This window comes from Paraburkholderia sartisoli (assembly GCF_900107685.1).
Classification (GTDB): Bacteria; Pseudomonadota; Gammaproteobacteria; order Burkholderiales; family Burkholderiaceae; genus Paraburkholderia; species Paraburkholderia sartisoli.
This window is the reverse complement of record NZ_FNRQ01000001.1, coordinates 24,440-42,255: the sequence shown is the minus strand read 5'-3', so window position 1 is coordinate 42,255 and position 17,816 is coordinate 24,440. Positions and strand designations below refer to the sequence as shown.

At 63.4% G+C, this 17,816-nt stretch carries 20 protein-coding genes and 1 tRNA gene; 11 read left to right on the top strand and 10 right to left on the bottom strand.

The window, feature by feature from the left end:
• Positions 1–51 precede the first annotated feature (51 nt).
• From BLV45_RS00225 to BLV45_RS00200, 6 genes are all read left to right on the top strand, one after another.
• Positions 52–714 (top strand): TadE/TadG family type IV pilus assembly protein, encoded by a 663-nt coding sequence (locus tag BLV45_RS00225; protein ID WP_245753087.1) that lies wholly within the window; start codon positions 52–54, stop codon positions 712–714.
• Positions 715–717: 3 nt separating this feature from the next.
• The gene (locus BLV45_RS00220) at positions 718–1,368 is read left to right on the top strand and encodes a hypothetical protein (protein WP_143130365.1); all 651 of its coding nucleotides are present in this window, start codon (positions 718–720) and stop codon (positions 1,366–1,368) included.
• Between the two features lie 10 nt (positions 1,369–1,378).
• Positions 1,379–2,803 carry an OmpA family protein gene (locus tag BLV45_RS00215; RefSeq protein WP_090527263.1) on the top strand — a complete coding sequence of 475 codons (1,425 nt, stop codon included), beginning with the start codon at positions 1,379–1,381 and terminating at the stop codon, positions 2,801–2,803.
• Positions 2,800–3,606, top strand: a complete 807-nt coding sequence (locus tag BLV45_RS28030; protein ID WP_281246303.1) for a lytic transglycosylase domain-containing protein — start codon at positions 2,800–2,802, stop codon at positions 3,604–3,606. Before BLV45_RS00215 ends, BLV45_RS28030 begins: the two co-directional genes overlap by 4 nt.
• Positions 3,607–3,673: 67 nt before the next feature.
• Positions 3,674–4,489, top strand: a complete 816-nt coding sequence (locus BLV45_RS00205; RefSeq protein WP_090527260.1) for a TapB family protein — start codon at positions 3,674–3,676, stop codon at positions 4,487–4,489.
• A gap of 44 nt (positions 4,490–4,533) precedes the next feature.
• Entirely contained in the window at positions 4,534–4,917 is a 384-nt protein-coding gene (locus BLV45_RS00200; protein WP_090527258.1) for a hypothetical protein, read from the top strand.
• A 309-nt stretch (positions 4,918–5,226) separates the two neighbouring features.
• Here BLV45_RS00200 and BLV45_RS00195 read toward each other — a convergent pair.
• The 5 genes from BLV45_RS00195 to BLV45_RS00175 form a co-directional block, all read right to left on the bottom strand.
• Positions 5,227–5,302 (bottom strand) — tRNA-Ala (locus BLV45_RS00195).
• A 67-nt stretch (positions 5,303–5,369) separates the two neighbouring features.
• On the bottom strand, positions 5,370–5,663 hold the full coding sequence (locus BLV45_RS00190) for a c-type cytochrome (RefSeq protein ID WP_245753134.1): 294 nt from the start codon (positions 5,661–5,663) through the stop codon (positions 5,370–5,372).
• Between the two features lie 80 nt (positions 5,664–5,743).
• Entirely contained in the window at positions 5,744–6,544 is an 801-nt protein-coding gene (locus BLV45_RS00185; RefSeq protein ID WP_090527252.1) for a BON domain-containing protein, read from the bottom strand.
• Between the two features lie 18 nt (positions 6,545–6,562).
• A complete protein-coding gene (locus BLV45_RS00180) occupies positions 6,563–7,150 on the bottom strand; it encodes a phosphoheptose isomerase (protein WP_090527249.1) in 588 nt (195 codons plus the stop codon).
• A 191-nt stretch (positions 7,151–7,341) separates the two neighbouring features.
• Positions 7,342–7,821: a YraN family protein gene (locus tag BLV45_RS00175; RefSeq protein WP_090527246.1), complete on the bottom strand. Its 480-nt coding sequence runs from the start codon at positions 7,819–7,821 to the stop codon at positions 7,342–7,344.
• Here BLV45_RS00175 and rsmI point away from each other — a divergent pair.
• Positions 7,820–8,692, top strand: coding sequence for a 16S rRNA (cytidine(1402)-2'-O)-methyltransferase (rsmI, locus tag BLV45_RS00170; protein ID WP_090527243.1), 873 nt, complete (start codon positions 7,820–7,822; stop codon positions 8,690–8,692). The genes BLV45_RS00175 and rsmI overlap by 2 nt on opposite strands.
• 73 nt (positions 8,693–8,765) lie before the next feature.
• Here rsmI and BLV45_RS00165 read toward each other — a convergent pair whose 3' ends face one another.
• A complete protein-coding gene (locus BLV45_RS00165) occupies positions 8,766–9,374 on the bottom strand; it encodes a septal ring lytic transglycosylase RlpA family protein (RefSeq protein WP_407670922.1) in 609 nt (202 codons plus the stop codon).
• A gap of 624 nt (positions 9,375–9,998) precedes the next feature.
• Between BLV45_RS00165 and BLV45_RS00160 the strand changes: the two genes are divergently transcribed.
• The 3 genes from BLV45_RS00160 (at position 9,999) to BLV45_RS00150 (ending at position 11,823) form a co-directional block, all read left to right on the top strand.
• Positions 9,999–10,643: an MBL fold metallo-hydrolase gene (locus BLV45_RS00160; RefSeq protein ID WP_090527237.1), complete on the top strand. Its 645-nt coding sequence runs from the start codon at positions 9,999–10,001 to the stop codon at positions 10,641–10,643.
• Positions 10,640–11,266 (top strand): 3'-5' exonuclease family protein, encoded by a 627-nt coding sequence (locus BLV45_RS00155; protein WP_090527234.1) that lies wholly within the window; start codon positions 10,640–10,642, stop codon positions 11,264–11,266. Before BLV45_RS00160 ends, BLV45_RS00155 begins: the two co-directional genes overlap by 4 nt.
• Before the next feature lie 98 nt (positions 11,267–11,364).
• Positions 11,365–11,823: an Lrp/AsnC family transcriptional regulator gene (locus BLV45_RS00150; protein ID WP_074263115.1), complete on the top strand. Its 459-nt coding sequence runs from the start codon at positions 11,365–11,367 to the stop codon at positions 11,821–11,823.
• Between the two features lie 94 nt (positions 11,824–11,917).
• On the opposite strand, the gene BLV45_RS00145 is transcribed toward BLV45_RS00150, so the two are convergent.
• The 3 genes from BLV45_RS00145 to BLV45_RS00135 form a co-directional block, all read right to left on the bottom strand.
• Complete coding sequence (locus tag BLV45_RS00145) at positions 11,918–13,177, bottom strand: cation diffusion facilitator family transporter (protein WP_090527231.1); 1,260 nt, start codon at positions 13,175–13,177, stop codon at positions 11,918–11,920.
• Between the two features lie 280 nt (positions 13,178–13,457).
• Positions 13,458–13,757, bottom strand: coding sequence for an H-NS histone family protein (locus BLV45_RS00140; protein ID WP_090527228.1), 300 nt, complete (start codon positions 13,755–13,757; stop codon positions 13,458–13,460).
• A gap of 401 nt (positions 13,758–14,158) precedes the next feature.
• On the bottom strand, positions 14,159–14,821 hold the full coding sequence (locus BLV45_RS00135) for a HugZ family pyridoxamine 5'-phosphate oxidase (protein WP_090527225.1): 663 nt from the start codon (positions 14,819–14,821) through the stop codon (positions 14,159–14,161).
• Between the two features lie 170 nt (positions 14,822–14,991).
• Between BLV45_RS00135 and BLV45_RS00130 the strand changes: the two genes are divergently transcribed.
• Positions 14,992–16,203, top strand: coding sequence for an MFS transporter (locus BLV45_RS00130; RefSeq protein WP_090527222.1), 1,212 nt, complete (start codon positions 14,992–14,994; stop codon positions 16,201–16,203).
• Between the two features lie 100 nt (positions 16,204–16,303).
• Here the strand turns inward: BLV45_RS00130 and BLV45_RS00125 are convergent, their stop codons facing one another.
• Entirely contained in the window at positions 16,304–17,449 is a 1,146-nt protein-coding gene (locus tag BLV45_RS00125) for a branched-chain amino acid ABC transporter substrate-binding protein (protein ID WP_090527219.1), read from the bottom strand.
• Positions 17,450–17,816 lie beyond the last annotated feature (367 nt).

The following is a 17,816-nucleotide window of genomic DNA, read 5'->3' as shown; positions in this document are numbered from 1 at the left end:
GGCGCGCGGCGCCCCATGAGGTCGCGGCACGCGCAGCGCGGACAGTCGGCGGTGGAATTCATCATCGGGCTGCCGGTTCTGCTGCTGCTCTGTCTCGGGCTGATCCAGTTCGGCCTGCTGTATCAGGCAAAAAGCACGGTGAACTACGCGACGCTGATGGCGGCACGCGCCGGCGCGGTGCAGAACGGCCAGAAGAGCGCGATGCTCAACGGCTTCGGTCGCGGCATCGCACCGCTCTTCGCGCATTCGACAGGCATCGCGACGCAGCAGACCGCGGTGCTGACCGCAACCGTCGAAGCACGCAACCCTGGCATCACCCGCCTGACGGTCATCAATCCGACCGGCGCGGCGCTGTCCGATTTCGGCCGCTCGAACTATTACGCGGGCAAGACGGTAAGAGAGATTCCGAACGACACGCTGATGTATCGCAATACGAGGGCCGGCTCGAGCTCGGGACTGTCGATCCAGGATGCGAACCTGCTGAAGATCAGCGTCACGTATTGCTACGATCTCTATGTCCCGTTCATCAACCGTGTGGTCTTCTATCTCGTGAACGGCGTCAGCAACATCTATTCGACCGGCACGACGGGCGGCCTCGGCGTGCCGACGAAAATGAACAACTGCTACGGCTATTCCAGTGTGTCGGGTGGCTTTCGCATTCCGATCGAATCCGAGGCGATCGTGCGGATGCAATCGCCGTTTCGGGGAGGGTGAACGATGGCCGGTCGGGGTACAACGCGGGCGTCGCGCGCGCGACGCGTATCGGCGCTGGCAAGGCTCGCGATGCTCGTCGTTGCGTGCAACGGCGCGGCGCGTGCGCAGGGCGTGCCGCAAGGCGCCGGGCCCCAGGTTCAGCCGGCGCGGTCGTCACAGTCGGCGGTTTCGGTGGTACACGAAGGTGGCGTCGAAATCATCACGTCGCGTACGATTGCGCAGACGCCGGCAGCCGCCGGCGCGTCAGGCGCAAGCGACCCATCGGCGCAGCGCGGTACGCTATCCGCCTTGCCCGAAGGCACGGCGCTGTCGCCATTCGGCCGCTCGCGCCAGCATGCGCCGATGAACGCGACCTTGCCGGCGCGCGATCCGGGCATGGTGGCCGACGACGTGCGCGGCGACCACCGGCTGCGCGCGAATCTGCTCAATTCCGACGGCACCGCGAACGAGCAGGCCGACAATAGCGCGCATCAACTGGTGAACGCGCGGCGCGCGGAATCCCAGGCGGATCTCAAGGACGCGCTCGTCGCGTTCGACGCCGCCAGGCGCAACGGTGCGAGCCGCACGAAATTGAACGAGTTACAGGCGCAGATCCGGACTGATCTCGACGAGATTCATATCCTCACGCGCAGCCAGCAATCAGGAGCCCAGTGAATTGACCTCCATGTCACGCATTCTTTCCGTCACGCGCCGTTCGATCGCCATGACGGCGCTGATGTCCGCCGGCGTCGTCCTGGTGCTCTCGGGCTGTCATCGCAAGCAGGACGAGACGGCATCGGATACTTCGTCCGCCAGGGTGTTGTCTGATGGCGCGGTGAGCATCGGTGCATCGGCGGCGAGCGCCGTCATCGCTGCGCCGGCAGCCGCAAGCGCGGCCGCTCCGGCTCCGGCCGCGGCGACGGCCGGCCCGCAGCAGGTCGACGTGGCGAGCCTCAGTGCAGGCGCGTTTGCAGTCGGCCAGACCAGCGACGACTGGTTTCGGCTGGTCGATGGCGTACCCGATTCGCCGGGCATCCAGGTCAACAGCAATCCTTATGAACTGGTGCTGGCATTACCGGGTGAGGCGCAGATTGCGTCGTTCGCCTTCGTCAGCAGCCCGCAACGCCAGGTGACGCCGCAGCACGTCAAGGTCGACACCGCAGCGAACGCGAGCGGCCCCTGGACCACGGCCTACGATGCCGATATTCCAGGCGCCGACACCATCCAGCCGGGCGTGGTCGTGCGCGCGCCGCTCCAGCAACCCGTCACGGCGAAGTTTCTGCGTCTGACGCTGTCGTCGACACCGGAGCAGGCGCCAAACGGTATCGGCCTGAGCCGCTTCTCCGCGTACGGCACGCCGGGTGCCGCACAGTCGGTGCGCCAGGTGGCGGGCCTCTATCACTTCCCGCTGAATTTTGGCTCGAGCGGCTACGTGCTGCTGCAACAGCAAGGCGCGAGCATCGAAGGCTGCTACTTCGAATCGGCGGGCAGCGATCCAGTCCGCGTGTCGCAGGTGCTCGGCACGATCGTCGGGGGGATCGAGCAGGGTGGCTATCTGCGGCTCACACGCAACGAGCAGCAATCGAAACTCAGCACGCCGGGCATCATCGCGTTCAGCCCCGATGACAAACAGGCCTTCTCCGCGCTCTTCACGGCCGATGCGCACACGTTCTCGAACGTCGCCGAAAGTCCCGGCGAGCGGGTCGGACCGTCGAAGCTCACCTGCAATCCGTCGGGTGGCCCGAGCGACGCCGTGGCTTCGCAGCTCGAACAGACGGGCCATGTGCAACTGTACGGCGTGAATTTCGATCTCGACAAAAGCACCCTGCGCGCCGATGCAAAACCCGTGCTCGACCGCATGGCGACGCTCCTCAAGGCGCACGCGGACTGGAAGATCGAAGTGGCCGGCCATACCGATTCGACAGGCGAGGACGCGCACAACATGAAGCTCTCGCAGGATCGTGCGGATGCGGTCGCGCAGTATTTGAAGAGCGCGGGTGTGACCAGCACGCTGACGTCGAAGGGTTACGGCTCGACGCAGCCGCTCGTGCCCAACACGACCGATGCACTGCGCGCGCAGAACCGGCGCGTCGAACTCGTCAAGCAGTGAGACACGCTTACCACCTCGTCGCGCCGCTCGGCATCGGCATCTGCATTGGCACCGGGCTCACCGTGATGTCGGCGCCGGCGCGGGCGGCCGGCGTGAGCTACGTCATCGGCGGTCATACGCTGCCGGCACATGACAGCCGCGTGCGAGTGCCCGGCGCGACACCGGGGCGCAGCGCGATGCGCGGGGCACAGGCAGTGCAGAACATCGTCGGCGCTGATGCCGATACCGGCACAGGTTCCGACGTGCGAGGCGCGCGCGGCGTCGTGCTCGCTGGCGCTACGCTTGCCCTGTCCAGCCGGACGTCGCTGCCGCGCGCAAGTGCAAGCGCATGCGCCGGCTGCAACTACGCGACGATGGCGCCGCTCATCCGCACCGTATCGCGTGCCGCGGACGTCGATCCTGCGCTGGTCGCCGCGGTCATCGACGTCGAGTCCGGCTTCAACCGTCGGGCGGTATCGCCCGCAGGCGCCCAGGGTCTCATGCAGTTGATGCCGGCGACGGCGTTGCGCTTCGGCGTCTCCAACGTCTACGATCCGGTGCAAAACGTCGCGGCGGGTGCGCTGTATCTGGGCCAGATGCTGCGGCAATTCTCCGGCAATCTGTCTTACGCGCTTGCCGCCTACAACGCCGGGGAAGCAAACGTGCGTACCTACGGGGGCATTCCGCCGTTCGCCGAAACGCAGGCGTACGTCCCGCGCGTGCTGTCGCGCTACGCGGCATTCAGAGCGCATGGCGCGCCCGGGCGCAACGTTGCCGGACCCCAGCCGGATGCGATACAAATGACGCTCACCGAGTATCGCTAGATTGAACTTGCCCTGTGCAGTGGCGGTCACTAAGACCGGGCCCAGGAGATAACAGCTGGAGAGAACGATGAACGACAGCAAGAACCATTCGGTTGAAATCAGCGTGCGCAATACTCGCCAGCCATTGCGGCGCGTGGCCATGATCGCGGTCGCCGCCGCGTGCGCCGCAGGCGTTTCGCAGGCGCATGCGGAGCTCGCGTGCGATGCGCCATGGATGCATCAGGGCGGCGGTTTCACTGCAACGTCCTCGCCGAGTCAACGCGCCACGGTATTCACGGTGACCCAGTTTTCGAAACGTGACGGTAACAACTGTAACGGCCAGATCCGCGCGGTGATGAGCATGTCGATGGGTGGGCAGCCGGTCCAGAGCGAATCGAACGTCAAGTTCGAGATTGCCGGCGGCAAGGTGCATGCGCAGACGGAAGCCGCCGCGGGTTCGATGAACAGCCACGCGGGCGCAGGCACGTTCGGCGCGACGATGTCGTCGCAGACGGTCGGCGTGCTGAGCTACGTCGGCGAAATCACGGGCGAGGGGCAGCGTATTCCAGGCACGCGCAGTGAAGGCGCGGTGTCGGGCAAGCTCGCGAACATGGGGCAGACGGTCGGCACGATGGCGGCACCGAAGTTCGTCATGACGACGAGCGACAAGCAGGTCGGCAAGCAGGAGCAACTGCAGACGCCGGCCGGCAAGTTCGCGTGCTGGCCTGTTACATATGACCGCAGCATGCACGCCGACAATGTGAAGATGATGAGTCACACCGCCGACCTGAACGCGCAGACGCACGTTGTCGATCACTTCTGCCCGGCGGCGGGCCTCGTCATGCGCCAGGACATGACCACCAACGGGAAGCCGGCGTCGCTGATGGTTAGCGCGCTGCACTAAGCCGCATTCCATCGTCTTGCTTCAACACATTCAAGGACCCATCGATGAAGATCCGCCGAAACGCATTGCTCAAACTATCCGCTCTCTCCTTCAGCGCCTGTCTCGCGCTGGGTGCGAGCGGCGCGAACGCCCAGAGTCAGGACGCGACCCAGAAGCTCATGAAGTCGGGTGTCCAGTTCGCCGCGAACAACGCGCGCGTCGCCGCGGAAGTTTGCGGCGTTGACGCGTCGACGGTGTCGAGCTACAAGAACTCGGCGAGCAAGAAGTTTGGCCAGGACACGAACTTCGCGGCGGACTGGGACACGGGCTGGAAAAACGCCGCGAAAACCGTCGCCAGTTTCCAGCAGATGAAAGCCAGCAATCCAAAGGAATACGACCAGCAGAAATCGGCGACCTGCAGCGACCTGCAGGAGCAAATGAAGCTGTAGATCTTTCACCGGTGTACTCGCCATACTCCGGTTTGGGTGCGTCAGTGAACTGTGTGTCATTGACGTCGCCATCAGAGGTCAGCCAGCGGCGTGTGCGACAAGCACGGGCGCGGGTGCGGGAGTTACTCGACGACAACCGCCCTGTTGCCGCGACGTGAGGGATCAAATGCAGACCTCACCTGGCGTGCAGTACAGCACGTCATGCACGTGGACCTGGTTGGCGTTGCGTTGACCCGTTCCTCCGGTTACATGGTTGCCAGAAATGAAAAGGGGTTACAGGCAAATTACCTGTAACCCCTTGATATTCGTTGGTGGAGCGGATGAGGATCGAACTCACGACCTTCGCATTGCGAACGCGACGCTCTCCCAGCTGAGCTACCGCCCCAACGACCCATCGATTCTAGCACAAGGCTTTTTCGTTTTGCTGCACCGCCAGTCCGCCTCGCGCCCGATCATTTCGACGAAGGCGCACCGGCCAGCACCCACTCGACCACCGAGCGGACATCCGCATCGCTCATCGACGGGTGAGACGGCATCGGAATCGCGCCCCAGACGCCGGAGCCCCCGTCTTTCACTTTCTTCACGAGTTTCGTGGTCGCGAGCGGGTCGCCCTTGTACCTGCTTGCAATCTGCTGGAACGACGGCCCGACGAGCTTGCGGTCGACGGCGTGGCACCCCATGCACGCGTTACCCCGCGCGACGACCAACCCGCGCGGCGTATCGGCTGCAAGCGCCGATGCCGGCACAAAAAGCGATCCGGCAAGGCTGACGCCAACGCACGCGGCAATCACGGCCAGTCTGCCGCGCGTCCGGCGATCAGTCGTCTTCACGGCGTGGTTGCCTTCGGATTACCCGGATGCACCGCACTCGAATTCGTGACGGGCGCCGGCGACTGCGTGTCGAGCGGACGCGAAGTGACCGACGAGTCCGGCACCGCGCCGACGGTCGGAGCGGTGGCCGACGTTTGCACCGCGCCCGTCCCGCTCGCGGCGGCCGATGCCGCGGCTGTGGCCGCCGCGGCTTCCTGCGGCTGGATGTACTGGAACACCTTCACCACCTGCGTGACACCCGACACGCGGCTCGCGACGTCCGCGCCATGGTTGCCTTCGTCAACGGTAACGAGGCCCATCAGATAGATATTGCCCCGCTCGCAGACGACCTTGTAGTTGTTCGCCGAGATGTCCTTTTCGGCAATCAGCGCCGTCTTCACACGGCCTTCCAGATACGTGTCGTTCGTGCGCGACGAGAACGAGCTTGCCGGCGCAATCGCCAGTTCGTTGATGATCGCGTTCACGTTGTTGATATTGCGCACGACGGCTTCGGCCTTCTGCTTCGACGCGTCGTCCGGCACTTCGCCGGTGATCAGTACACGACGGTTGTACACGGTCACGTTGATATGCGACGAGTCCGGCACGTTGTCATTGATCTGCGTGAGTGCCTTCACCTGAATCTCGCGATCTTCGGTCTGCGCGCCCAGCGTGCGACGATCCGTGGCCACCAGCGCGCCGCCACCCGCCGCACCCGCCACGGCCAGGAAGCAGCCCTGCAGGGTCGCGGAGAGCCCCGCCGCAAAACCGACCACGAGGACAGTTCTCACCAGTGTTTTCTTGACGCGGAATGCGCTCATCAACCCGTTCCCCTTAAATTAGTCGTCGCCCAGCAACATGGCATCGATGCCGTCGCACAGGCAATGGATGGTCAGCAAATGCACTTCCTGAATGCGCGCCGTTCTGTCGGACGGCACGCAGACGTGAATGTCAGTATCCGCAAGCGCTTCGTTCATGCGCCCCCCGCCTTTCCCGGTGAGCGCGACGACGATCATTTCGCGCTCGTGCGCATCGTCGATGGCGGCGAGCACGTTCGCCGAATTGCCCGACGTGGTGATCGCGAGCAGGACGTCACCGGGCTGACCCAGCGCGCGGACCTGCTTCGAGAAAATCTGATCGAACGAATAGTCGTTGCCGATCGCGGTGATCACCGACGAATCGGTGCTCAGCGCGATCGCCGGCAAACCCGGCCGCTCGCGTTCGAAGCGGCCGATGAGCTCCGCGGCGAAGTGCTGCGCGTCCGCCGCCGAGCCGCCGTTGCCACACGCAAGGATGCGATTGCCGTTGGCAAGCGCGGTGAACATCGTGTCGACCGCCGCGGCAATCGGCATCGACAATGTTTCGAGTGCTTCGAGCTTGACTGCCGCGCTGTCGCGGAAGTGCTGTTGAATGCGTTCGACTGACATCGAGTCTCTATCTTGTACTGCACATTTAGCCGGCATCGAGGCACGCATGAATGCGCGTCACAGGGTTCCGGCAACCGGTTCAGCGCGTGCGATGCGAACAGCCATCCTGGGGACACCAGCGCGCAAAACAATGCCGGCGCCGCACGCGTTCGCAAGTTTAGCGTACTCAGGCGCGCAATCAGAACGTTCGCTCACACTTCGTCGGCGCGAAACGCGTCGCGCAGCCACACGAGCCGCCCGGCCTCGAATGCAATCACGTCGAAGCGGCACGCAGCGGTACCTGACGTGCGCGTTGCCAGATAGTGCTGCGCAGCATGCACGATACGCCGCTTTTTTTGCCACCCGACGCTCGCCGCCGCGCCGCCATGGCGCCGCTGGCTGCGCGCGCGAACCTCGACGAACACCAGCGTGCCATCGCGATCGCGCATCACGAGGTCGATCTCGCCGCCCCGGCACAACACGTTGCGCGCGACGAAACGCAGGCGCTGACGTTGCAGAAAACCAAGCGCGTGGGCTTCGAATGCCGCTCCGACGACGTTGGACCGCCGGTATCCCGAAAAGTTGTCCACGGCGCGGGGCGCACCGGCGAGCTCGCGCGTGCGCCCCGGAACCGGGGGCCGCGCGTGGCACAATGTCGGCCTTGCTTCGTCTGTCTGTGTCTTCTGCTTCATGACTCCTCTCACCGAACTTGCGCAAGGGCAGCACTATCCCGCCGCCGCGCTGTATGTCGTCGCGACACCGATCGGCAACGTGGCCGACATCACGGTGCGCGCACTGCACGTGCTTGGACTCGTGGACCGCATCGCCGCCGAGGACACACGCAACACCGGCCAGCTCCTCGCGCGCTACGGCATCTCGAAGCCGCTCATTGCCGTGCATCAGCACAACGAAAGCGCCGCCGCGCACCGCGTGATCGAGCACCTGCAGGCGGGCGAACGCGTAGCCTGCGTGTCGGATGCGGGCACGCCAGGCATTTCGGACCCGGGCGCAAAACTCGTCGATGCGGTGCGCGAAGCCGGCTATCCCGTCATTCCACTGCCAGGCGCAAGCGCGCTTGCCACGGCACTGAGCGCCGCGGGCGACTGGGTCGCCACGTTTTCGTTTATCGGCTTTCTGCCGCCCAAGGCAAAACAGCGCGCAACCGCGCTCGCCGAACTTGCCGCTTACCCGCACGCGCTGGTGTTCTACGAGGCGCCGCATCGCATCGTCGAAACCGTCGAGGCGCTCGCCGAAGCATTCGGCGGCAGCCGCCGGCTGCTCATTGCACGTGAGCTGACGAAGTTACATGAGTCGCTGCATCGCTGCACCCTGGCCGAAGGGCCAACGTGGCTCGTGGCCGATCCGAACCGTCAACGTGGCGAGTTCGTGGTGGTGGTGGAAGGCGCGCCGCGCGAAGCGTCAGGCGAGACCGATCACGATGCCCTGCTCGGCATCCTGATGGAAGAAATGTCGGTGAGCAGCGCCGCGAAAGTGGCGGCCGCCATCACGGGCGCGTCGCGCAACGCGCTGTACACGCGCGCGCTTGCGCTCAGAAAAGACTAGGGGCCGCACAGCGGCGGCCCTTCGTTGAAGCATTCACCCGCTGACACGGGTTCAGCGAGCGCGCACTTCCGGCTTACTTGTCCGCGCCGGAGGAATTCATAGCCAGCGTTTCCTTGTTCAGCTCGACGCGCGCTTCCTGCGGCGACAACCCTTCGATCGTCACGCGCGCGGTGCCCACGTGCGCCATGTCGAGCGCCGTCGCGGCCGCATACGAAAGATCGATCACACGGCCGCGCACGAACGGACCGCGGTCGTTGATGCGAACCACGACCGAGCGCGACGTCGCCGGATTCGTCACACGAACGTAGGAACCGAGCGGCAGCGTCTTGTGGGCCGCGGTAAGCGCGTGCATGTTATAGCGCTCGCCATTGGCCGTCTTGCGGCCATGGAAGAAGCGGCCATACCACGAGGCCCGTCCAGTCTGATGGAAATCCGAAACGTCGGGGCTCTTGTCGTCGATCGGCGCGGCGTCGGCGAGCGACTTGCCGCTGTCGGCGGACGGATTGTCGAAGGTCGTAGTCTTGCCGAACGATTGTGGCGCGCCGTTGCTGGCCGTGCGCGCATCCTTCGTGGCCAGCGGCGCGCCGCTGGTCTGGGTGGCCGGACCTGGCGGCATCGCGCACCCGGTCATGACCAGAAAAGCCAAAAGACTCCCGATACGTCGGGGTAGTCGAGTATTCATAAGACGTGTATTCACATTGTCGAGCCGCATCTCGCGATCGCTGCGAGTTGCCTGCGACTCCGGCGGCAAGGGCAAAGCAAAACGCTGCGCCTTTTTGCGCAGAGCTTTGAAAGCCCGGATGCGACATACTCTGCCGCTACCGCACGGTTAGTTTTCACGTCTGGCGCAACCTGTCCCCGGCAGCCTGACCAGACCCCACAAGCCGCCATCGAACGTGGCAATCACGTTCTTGCGCGCCATGAAAGGCGGGCAGGAACGGCGGCGTAGGCCCCATCCAGCGGCACGGCAGCTAGGCCGTTGCAGACGCGTTGCGCCTGGCTGGACAAGACGTGCGCATCGACCTCAGTCGATGCTTGATTTGCCGTCAAAACAGCACGGCACAAACTTGACGCGACTAAAACACCCGATCAAAAAAGGTGACATATCGCCAATTGACAGCACGGCTTCCGTGCATGATGGGCGCATTATACCGAAAACATATCTTCCGCGCCCCGGACAGCCCCAATCCGTCATTCATTTTCACTATGGGTGCAAAAACAGGCATTGTCGATATGCCATCTGGCCGGGCGGCGGCGGCTTCCGGCGGCCGGTACAATCGGGGTTTTGCAGCGGCCTCGCGTCCCTATGAAAGTCACCCTGATTCCTGTCACCCCGTTCCAGCAGAACAGTTCACTGCTTGTCTGCGAAGCGACCGGGCGCGCCGTCGTCGTCGATCCGGGCGGCGATCTCGACATCATCCAGCGGGAAGTCGGGCGGCAGAACGTGACGGTCGAAAAGGTGCTGCTCACCCACGGCCATATCGATCACTGCGCCGGCGCGAAAACGCTGGCCGATCATTACGGCGTGAAGATCGAGGGTCCGCATGAAGACGAGCGTTTCTGGATCGACCAGTTGCCGGCACAGAGCGCGCGCTTCGGCTTTCCGGCGGCGCAGGCGTTCGTGCCCGACCGCTGGCTGCAGGACGGCGAAACCGTGAGCTTCGGCAATGAAACGCTCGAGGTTTACCACTGCCCGGGGCATACGCCGGGCCATGTGGTTTTCTTCAGCCGCGGGCACCGGCTTGCGATCGTCGGCGACGTGCTGTTCGCCGGTTCGATCGGCCGCACCGATTTTCCGCGCGGCAACCACGGCGAGCTGATCCGCGCGATCCGCGAAAAACTCTGGCCGCTCGGTGACGACGTGACGTTCGTCCCCGGTCACGGACCCACGTCGACGTTCGGCGCCGAACGTCGCACGAATCCGTACGTCGCGGACGGAGCCAGCGCATGACCGCCGAAATCTATGTGAGCACGGATGTCGAAGCGGACGGCCCGATTCCCGGTCCGCATTCCATGTTGAGTTTCGCCTCGGCGGCCTACACCGCCGACAAAAAGCTGATCGCGACTTTTTCCGCGAACCTGGAACTGCTGGAAGGCGCGGCGCCGCATCCGGTGCAGGCCGCGTGGTGGCAAACCCAGCCGGACGCGTGGGCGGCATGCCGCAAGGACCTGCAGCAACCCGAGGCGGCGCTCAATGCCTACGTCGAATGGGTCGAAGCGTTGCCAGGCAAGCCGGTGTTCGTCGCGATGCCCGCGGGCTTCGATTTCACGTTCATGTTCTGGTACATGATGCGCTTCACGGGGCGCTGCCCATTCTCGTGGTCTGCGCTCGATATCAAGACGCTCGCGTTCGCGATGACGGGGCTGCCGTACCGCAAGTGCATCAAACCGCGCTTTCCGAAGCACTGGTTCGACGACCATCCGCACACCCACGTAGCGCTGGACGACGCGATCGAACAGGGCGCCCTTTTCTGCAACATGCTGGCGGAATTGCGTGCCACGCAACAATCCGCTGCACAAGCCGCTGATAGGGACGCCTCAGGACAAAACGTCGCCGACGAACCGGCAAATTAGGTAATCTCCCTCGTCAACCGCGTTTTACATTGCGTTTCGTTTTTGTGGGCTCTACCATTCAGATTCAGGGACATGGCGAAGCAAAAACGGAGGCGCAGTTGACACTCGATACGTTCTCGCAAAAAATCCTGCGCCTCTTGCAGCTCGACGCACGCCGTTCCGTGCAGGAAATCTCCGATCAGGTCGGGCTTTCGAGCACACCGTGCTGGCGCCGGATCAAGGATATGGAACAGTCCGGCGTGATCCAGCGCTACACCGCGCTGCTCGATCGGGAGAAGCTTGGCCTGCACGTCTGCGCGCTCGCGCACATCCATCTCACGCGCCACACGGAAGGCGGCGTCGAACAGTTCGAGCGTGAGATCGCAACCTGCCCCGAAGTCACCGAGTGCTACAGCACAACCGGCGAATCCGACTACATCCTTAAAATCGTGGCACCCGACATCAAGGCGTACGACGCGTTTCTGCATGAGCGCATCTTCAAGATTCCCGCCGTCGCACAGGTGCGCACGAGCGTCGTGCTGCGTGAAATCAAGTTCGATACGCAATTGCCGCTTTAAACGGCCGTCGGCCACCGCGCCCTTGAACTGAACCTCGCATTGCGACACGCGGCTGGGCTCATGCGCGGCCGGGCGGTTGGGTCGGTTGGCCGGTTCAATCCGCGTCGTGACGCTCGTGTTCGAGACGTTGCGCGTCCGGCGCTATCCGTTCATCCGCGCCACCCGCAGCGCCCGATTGCGCCGCTGACGCATCGACAACGGCCAGCGCCCGCGCGACGCTCAACCTGCGCGCGCCGAGCCTGCGCTTCAGGCCGTCCAGATCGAGCGACCCGGCAAGCTGGACGCCCTCCGACGCATGACCGTCGCCGGTAGCGGGCGGCAGCGTCACCTCGACGTCCAGTCCTGTGCTGAGATAGTGAAGGTTGATCGCCTGCGGCTTCATCTGATGCGCCGCGAACGCGGCTTCGATCGCGGCGACGACCTGCGCGCGCGGCGGCAGATTGACGGGTGGCCTCGCGAGCGCATCGTTTTCAGGATCGACGTGAATCAGCGCATCGAGCACGCGCTGGTCTTTCAGCACACTGATGCGCGCCGATTCCGCGATGTAATGCCCTTCCGAAACCGAAATGCCCGGGTCCACCAGAATGTGCGCGTCGACGAGCGCGAAGTCGCCCATCTTGCGCGTGCGCAGTTCATGCACGTCACGCACACCGGGCGTGGCCATCAGGAGCGCGCGCACGTCGTCGGCGGAGGCTTCGTCGAGTGCGCGGTCGGACAGATCCTGAAGCGCCTCCCAGCCGAATACCCAGCCCATGCGGGCAACCATGAAGCCGACGATCGCCGCCGCGATCGGATCGAGCAGACGCACACCCGCGAGACTGCCGAGAATGCCGAGCGCGACGACAAGCGACGACGCCGCGTCCGAGCGCGCGTGCCACGCGTTGGCGACGAGCATGGCCGAGCGCACGCGTTTCGCTTCGCGCAGCATGTAGCGAAAGAGGCTTTCCTTCGAAACGAGCACCACCACCGCGACAACGAACGCGCTCATATGGACGGCCGGGATATCGTCGAGACTGGCGAGACGCGTTCCGGCGCGCCACAACATGCCGACGCCCACGGCGATCAGCAAGCCGCCGAGAAACAGCGACGCCACGGTTTCATAGCGGCTGTGGCCGTAATTGTGATCGGCGTCGGGTTTCGCACCGCTATGCCGGTTTGCGAACAGCACGACGAAATCGGAAACCAGATCGGCAAGCGAATGCACGCCGTCTGCAACGAGCGCCTGCGAGTGGGCAATCACACCAATCGCAATCTGGAGCGACATCAGCACGGCATTGAGCACGATACTGACGGACGTGCTCCGGCGTGCAACCTGATGTTTTTCGGCGGAAGAATCGACGGCGGTGAGCGGCATACAAAATGAAAGGAAAATACTGAATGGGTTTATTTTACCGGGCATCGCGGGACACGGAAGTTAATTATCAAAAAATTCCCCTTTTAAATCAGCCGGTTATAAAAACACGAAGCATTCGTATTCCGGTCGCCAGAGCAATGCCAGGCGCGTGGCGCGTGAGCGACGCGTCAAAACGCGGGCAATAAAAAACCGCGCTCCTTGCGGTAGCGCGGTTTTCCCGGTTGCGGTAATCGTTTAGCGATTCGAACCCTGCACGGCAACCGGTCGAAACTGGCTGTGCTTATCGTGCGATCAGAAACTTTTCGCGATCCTTGCCTGCAATCCAGCGCGGCGGCTTGCCACGGCCGGACCAGGTGCTGCCGCTATCCGGATCGCGATATTTCGGCGCCACGCCGGCGCGCGGACGGCCAACCTTCGCCGCCTTGCCACGACCGCCACCGAGCTCGGCAAGGGTAATGCCGTAGTCGGCCATTTTCTGCTTGATTTCGTTCAGCACTTCCGCATATTCACGCGACTTCGCTTCTTCGATCTGCTTTTCCAGCTTCTCTCGCTGAGCGAGTAGTTCCTTGTAGGAAGACATAGATTCCCTTGTCGTTCGGTTAATCAGCTACCGGTCTTTTGCCCGCTCGCTGCTTGTGGGTGTTTGTACGCGTTCATGCCTCGGAATTTTGCTGGCGAGATTAACACAAAATAGAAACGGGAGAAAAGCCGTTGAAGAAAATTATTATTGCCTGTTTCAGAATGCTTCACGTACCGCCTTCACGTTCACGAATCTGGCATCTGATGACAATTCATATTTCCCTGAAGAAGAGTACGGGTCATCCCGTGAATATCGGGTTACCTCCCAGGCCATGAAAATAAATCCGAATATTTAACCGGAACATTTCACGCCATGAGAACTTTCTCTAATATCAAGGTAAATAGCGGCGCGGGCGCTAACCTTCAAACTGTTTGTTTAGGTGTTTTCCCGAAACAAGGCATTTAATCGGCGTGTCGCTCGATGCAATCCGCCAGTGCGTCGTGCAGGCTCGTGGAATCCATTTTCGGCGCGTCGAACATAAAGCGCGTGCGATGGCCGCCGATTTTCAGGTCGACGCCATAACGGTCGATGCCCGCAAGCTCGAGTTCGCCGCCGCGCCCCGGATGGTGATCAAAGAATTCCGTCAGCGCGGATTCTTCATCCGGTGAGAGCGGATCGAGCGGATCGAGATCGCTTGCGTCGAGCCAGCCCATCGCGCCAAAGCCGCCGATATAGCGGATCCGCTCCAGCGACATCTGCCAGAACGTGAAATCGCCAAGCGCCAGATACTGTCCGGCGTCCGGGTGATAGCGCAGATAGCGCCGCACGCGTTCCGGCGCGGGATCGACCGCTTCGAAAGCCCCGAGCAGCGTGACGCGCGGGCTGTTCAGCACGTCGCCTTCGGGTGCATGCACGACCAGGAACCCGGCGCGCGGGTCGGCCTGCAGGTTGCGCGTATGTTCCGCGAGCCGGCTGACGAGGATCATCGGCCGGTGATGCGCATCGGGTGCGAACGGCAGGACGGTCGGATAGGGATACCCTTGAGGCTGACGCGCATGCGTGGCCAGGGTGCCGACGGCGACCTGATGAAGCAGATGCAGCGGTGCGTGTGCGGGAATATTCAAGCGGACGACCTCGGAAAGGGGCGTGAAAACGTCGGCGCCGGTTTCAATGCGTGCCGGCGAATCGACGTAGAAGTAGATATTAGTTCAGCGGATTCACACGTGGGTCTGGCTGCTTCGATAGAATCGTCATTTCGCTTTCAGCGCGCTTTCTCTTTCAGAACGGAAATTCCGTGTCCGACCGTCCTTCCGCTTTCGCCACCCCGCCCGCCGCTCACAGCAATCTGCCAGACGCCGCGCGCGAACGCGCACGCCATGCAACGATGGCGCTCTTCTTCGTCGCCGGCATGATGTACGGCTCGTGGGGTGTCCACGTGCCCACCGTGCGCGACCGTTTTCACCTGAATCCCGCGATGCTGTCTTTTGCGCTGCTCGCCGTCGCGGTCGGATCGATCGTCGCGATGACGACCAACGCGAAATGGATCGCGCGCGTCGGCACGCGACGCGCGTGTCTGGCGGGCGGGCTGGTGATGTCGTTTGCCGGCATGCTGATTCTCGTCGTGCCGATGTACTGGATGTTGCTCGCCGTGCTGGCCGTGTTCGGCGCGGCGATGGCGACGCTCGACGTGGCGATGAACGCCGAGGCCAGCGCGGTCGAGGAAGCGCTGGCACGGCCGATCATGTCGTCGCTGCACGGCGTGTTCAGCGTGGGCGGGATGGCCGGCGCGGTGGTGGGCGGCGCGGTGCTGTCGTGGGGCATGGCGCCGGCGGTGCATCTGCTGCTCGCGGGCGGGCTGTGCGCGCTGGTGCTGGTGGTCGCGTGTCCCGCCGTGCTGCCGCACGTGCCGCATCACGAACGGGCCGACGCCGGCACGCCGCGCGTGAACCGCTGGCGCTCGCCCGCGCTGTGGGCGCTGGGCGGCATCGCGCTGATCGCGCTCGTCGCCGAGGGCGCGATGTACGACTGGGCGACCGTCTATATGCGCGACGTCGTGCTGTCGACGCCGGCCGTCGCCAGCGCGGCATACGCCGCGTTTTCGGGCGGCATGGCCGCCGCGCGCTTCGCGGGCGACACCGTGCGCGCCCGCTTTGGCGCGCCGCAGCTGATCATGGCAAGCGCATCGCTTGCGTGCGCCGGCATGATCGGCGCGCTGCTGCTGCCGTATCCGGTGGCCGCGCTAACCGGCTTTACGCTGATGGGTCTCGGGCTCGCGAACATGATGCCGGTGCTGTTCGCGGCAGCCGCGCGCGTCGAAGGCGTCCACGCGGCCGAAGGGCTCGCGCACGTCGCGGGGCTCGCATACTTCGGCTTGCTGCTCGGGCCGGTTGTGATCGGGGGTGTCACGCAGGTGACGAGTCTGCCGGTCGGCCTTTCGGTGGTCGCGCTGTGCGCGGCGCTCGTGGCGATCGCCGGCCCCAGGGTGCTGCGCTGGCTGAAAATCTGATTGCCGCAGCCAAAGAAAAGGCACGCGAAACTTGCGCTTCGCGTGCCTTTCGTGACTTCGCGTGAGACCAGGCGAACCTGGTCCCCATCGAACGCCGGTATTACATCTTCACCACGTCGAGCAGCGTCTTCTTGCCGCCCTTGTAGTCGTACAGCGAGATCACGCCGTGCTTCAGGTCGCCCTTGGAGTCGAACGTGGTTTCACCGATCACACCCTTGTAGTCGGTGCTCGGCATCGCTGCCAGGATCTTTGCCGGATCCGTCGAGTTCGCACGCTTCATCGCGTCGACGATGATGTACACAGCGTCATACGTGAACGGAGCGTAGATCTGGATCGGCTGACCGAAACGCTTCTGATACTTGGCGAGGAACGCAGCGCCGCCCGCCATCTTCTCGAGCGCCATGCCGGCTTCCGAGCAGACGATGTTGTCGGTTGCGTCGCCGGCCAGGTCCGACAGCTTGTCGGTACACACGCCGTCGCCAGCCAGCACCTTCGCGCGCAGGCCAAGCTGCTTGGCTTGCTTCGCGAACGGGCCGCCGGTTGCGTCCATGCCGCCGTACATGATCGCGTCCGGGTTTTCGCCCTTGATCTTCGTCAGAATCGCGCGGAAGTCGACAGCCTTGTCGTTCGTCGCGTCATGCGACATCACGTTCAGGCCGAGCGACTTGGCGGTCTTCTCGAATTCGTTTGCCAGACCCTGACCGTAAGCGGTCGAGTCGTCGACGATCGCGACGCTCTTCATCTTCATGGTCTTGGCTGCGTAGTTCGCCAGCGCCGGACCTTGCTGCGCATCGGTTGCCACGACGCGGTACGTCGTCTTGAAACCCTGTTGCGTGTAAGCCGGGTTCGTTGCCGACGGCGAGATCTGCACGATGCCCGCATCGCTGTAGATCTTCGATGCCGGAATCGACGTGCCCGAGTTCAGGTGGCCCACCACTGCCACGACCTTGTCGTCGACCAGCTTCTGTGCGACCTGCGTAGCCGTACGCGGGTCAGCTGCGTCGTCCTGCGCGTCCAGTTCGAGCGTGATCTTCTGGCCGCCGATCGTCAGCCCCTTTGCATTGATTTCCTCAACTGCCAGACGTGCGCCGTTTTCGTTGTCCTTACCCAGGTGAGCGATACCGCCCGTCAGCGGCGCAACGTGACCGATCTTGACGATCGTGTCGGCCACAGCCGATGTTGCCAACGTTGCGAACAGCATCGCCGCAGCGCTGATCGGCAACAGCTTTTGAATCTTGATGTTCATGTAAGTCTCCAGTTTCGGTCCCAAAAACAACGTAATCGCCCTGTGTTCCCCGCTTCCTGGACGTGTCTTCATCCCGTGGACGACCACGCCGGTTGCATCGTTCATGCACTTGGCCAGCACGTCAGCCGGTCTGTTTTTGGCAGATGGCTACCCGTACTTGCGCGCAAGTGTAGGCCATCAAATTAATTTGCGGGAATTTTTTGAGAAAGTGGGATCACTACTAATAGCGTTTATCCCACACGCCTTAAACCGGCGCTTCGCCGGCCCACGGAAATGCATAGCCGGCGCGGGTTTGCGCGATACGAGGGTTTGCTCTATAAGGATTGCGCTAAAGGTTGGCGCCGCCATTACCGTTAATGTTTCGAAT

What these genes read in the sequence shown, in the direction of transcription:
- BLV45_RS00220 (WP_143130365.1), top strand. Translation starts at nt 718, where the DNA reads ATGGCCGGTCGGGGTACAACGCGGGCGTCGCGCGCGCGACGCGTATCG.
- BLV45_RS00215 (WP_090527263.1), top strand. Translation starts at nt 1,379, where the DNA reads ATGTCACGCATTCTTTCCGTCACGCGCCGTTCGATCGCCATGACGGCG.
- BLV45_RS00205 (WP_090527260.1), top strand. Translation starts at nt 3,674, where the DNA reads ATGAACGACAGCAAGAACCATTCGGTTGAAATCAGCGTGCGCAATACT.
- BLV45_RS00200 (WP_090527258.1), top strand. Translation starts at nt 4,534, where the DNA reads ATGAAGATCCGCCGAAACGCATTGCTCAAACTATCCGCTCTCTCCTTC.
- BLV45_RS00185 (WP_090527252.1), bottom strand. Translation starts at nt 6,544, where the DNA reads ATGAGCGCATTCCGCGTCAAGAAAACACTGGTGAGAACTGTCCTCGTG.
- BLV45_RS00180 (WP_090527249.1), bottom strand. Translation starts at nt 7,150, where the DNA reads ATGTCAGTCGAACGCATTCAACAGCACTTCCGCGACAGCGCGGCAGTC.
- rsmI (WP_090527243.1), top strand. Translation starts at nt 7,820, where the DNA reads ATGACTCCTCTCACCGAACTTGCGCAAGGGCAGCACTATCCCGCCGCC.
- BLV45_RS00175 (WP_090527246.1), bottom strand. Translation starts at nt 7,821, where the DNA reads ATGAAGCAGAAGACACAGACAGACGAAGCAAGGCCGACATTGTGCCAC.
- BLV45_RS00165 (WP_407670922.1), bottom strand. Translation starts at nt 9,374, where the DNA reads ATGAATACTCGACTACCCCGACGTATCGGGAGTCTTTTGGCTTTTCTG.
- BLV45_RS00160 (WP_090527237.1), top strand. Translation starts at nt 9,999, where the DNA reads ATGAAAGTCACCCTGATTCCTGTCACCCCGTTCCAGCAGAACAGTTCA.
- BLV45_RS00155 (WP_090527234.1), top strand. Translation starts at nt 10,640, where the DNA reads ATGACCGCCGAAATCTATGTGAGCACGGATGTCGAAGCGGACGGCCCG.
- BLV45_RS00145 (WP_090527231.1), bottom strand. Translation starts at nt 13,177, where the DNA reads ATGCCGCTCACCGCCGTCGATTCTTCCGCCGAAAAACATCAGGTTGCA.
- BLV45_RS00140 (WP_090527228.1), bottom strand. Translation starts at nt 13,757, where the DNA reads ATGTCTTCCTACAAGGAACTACTCGCTCAGCGAGAGAAGCTGGAAAAG.
- BLV45_RS00125 (WP_090527219.1), bottom strand. Translation starts at nt 17,449, where the DNA reads ATGAACATCAAGATTCAAAAGCTGTTGCCGATCAGCGCTGCGGCGATG.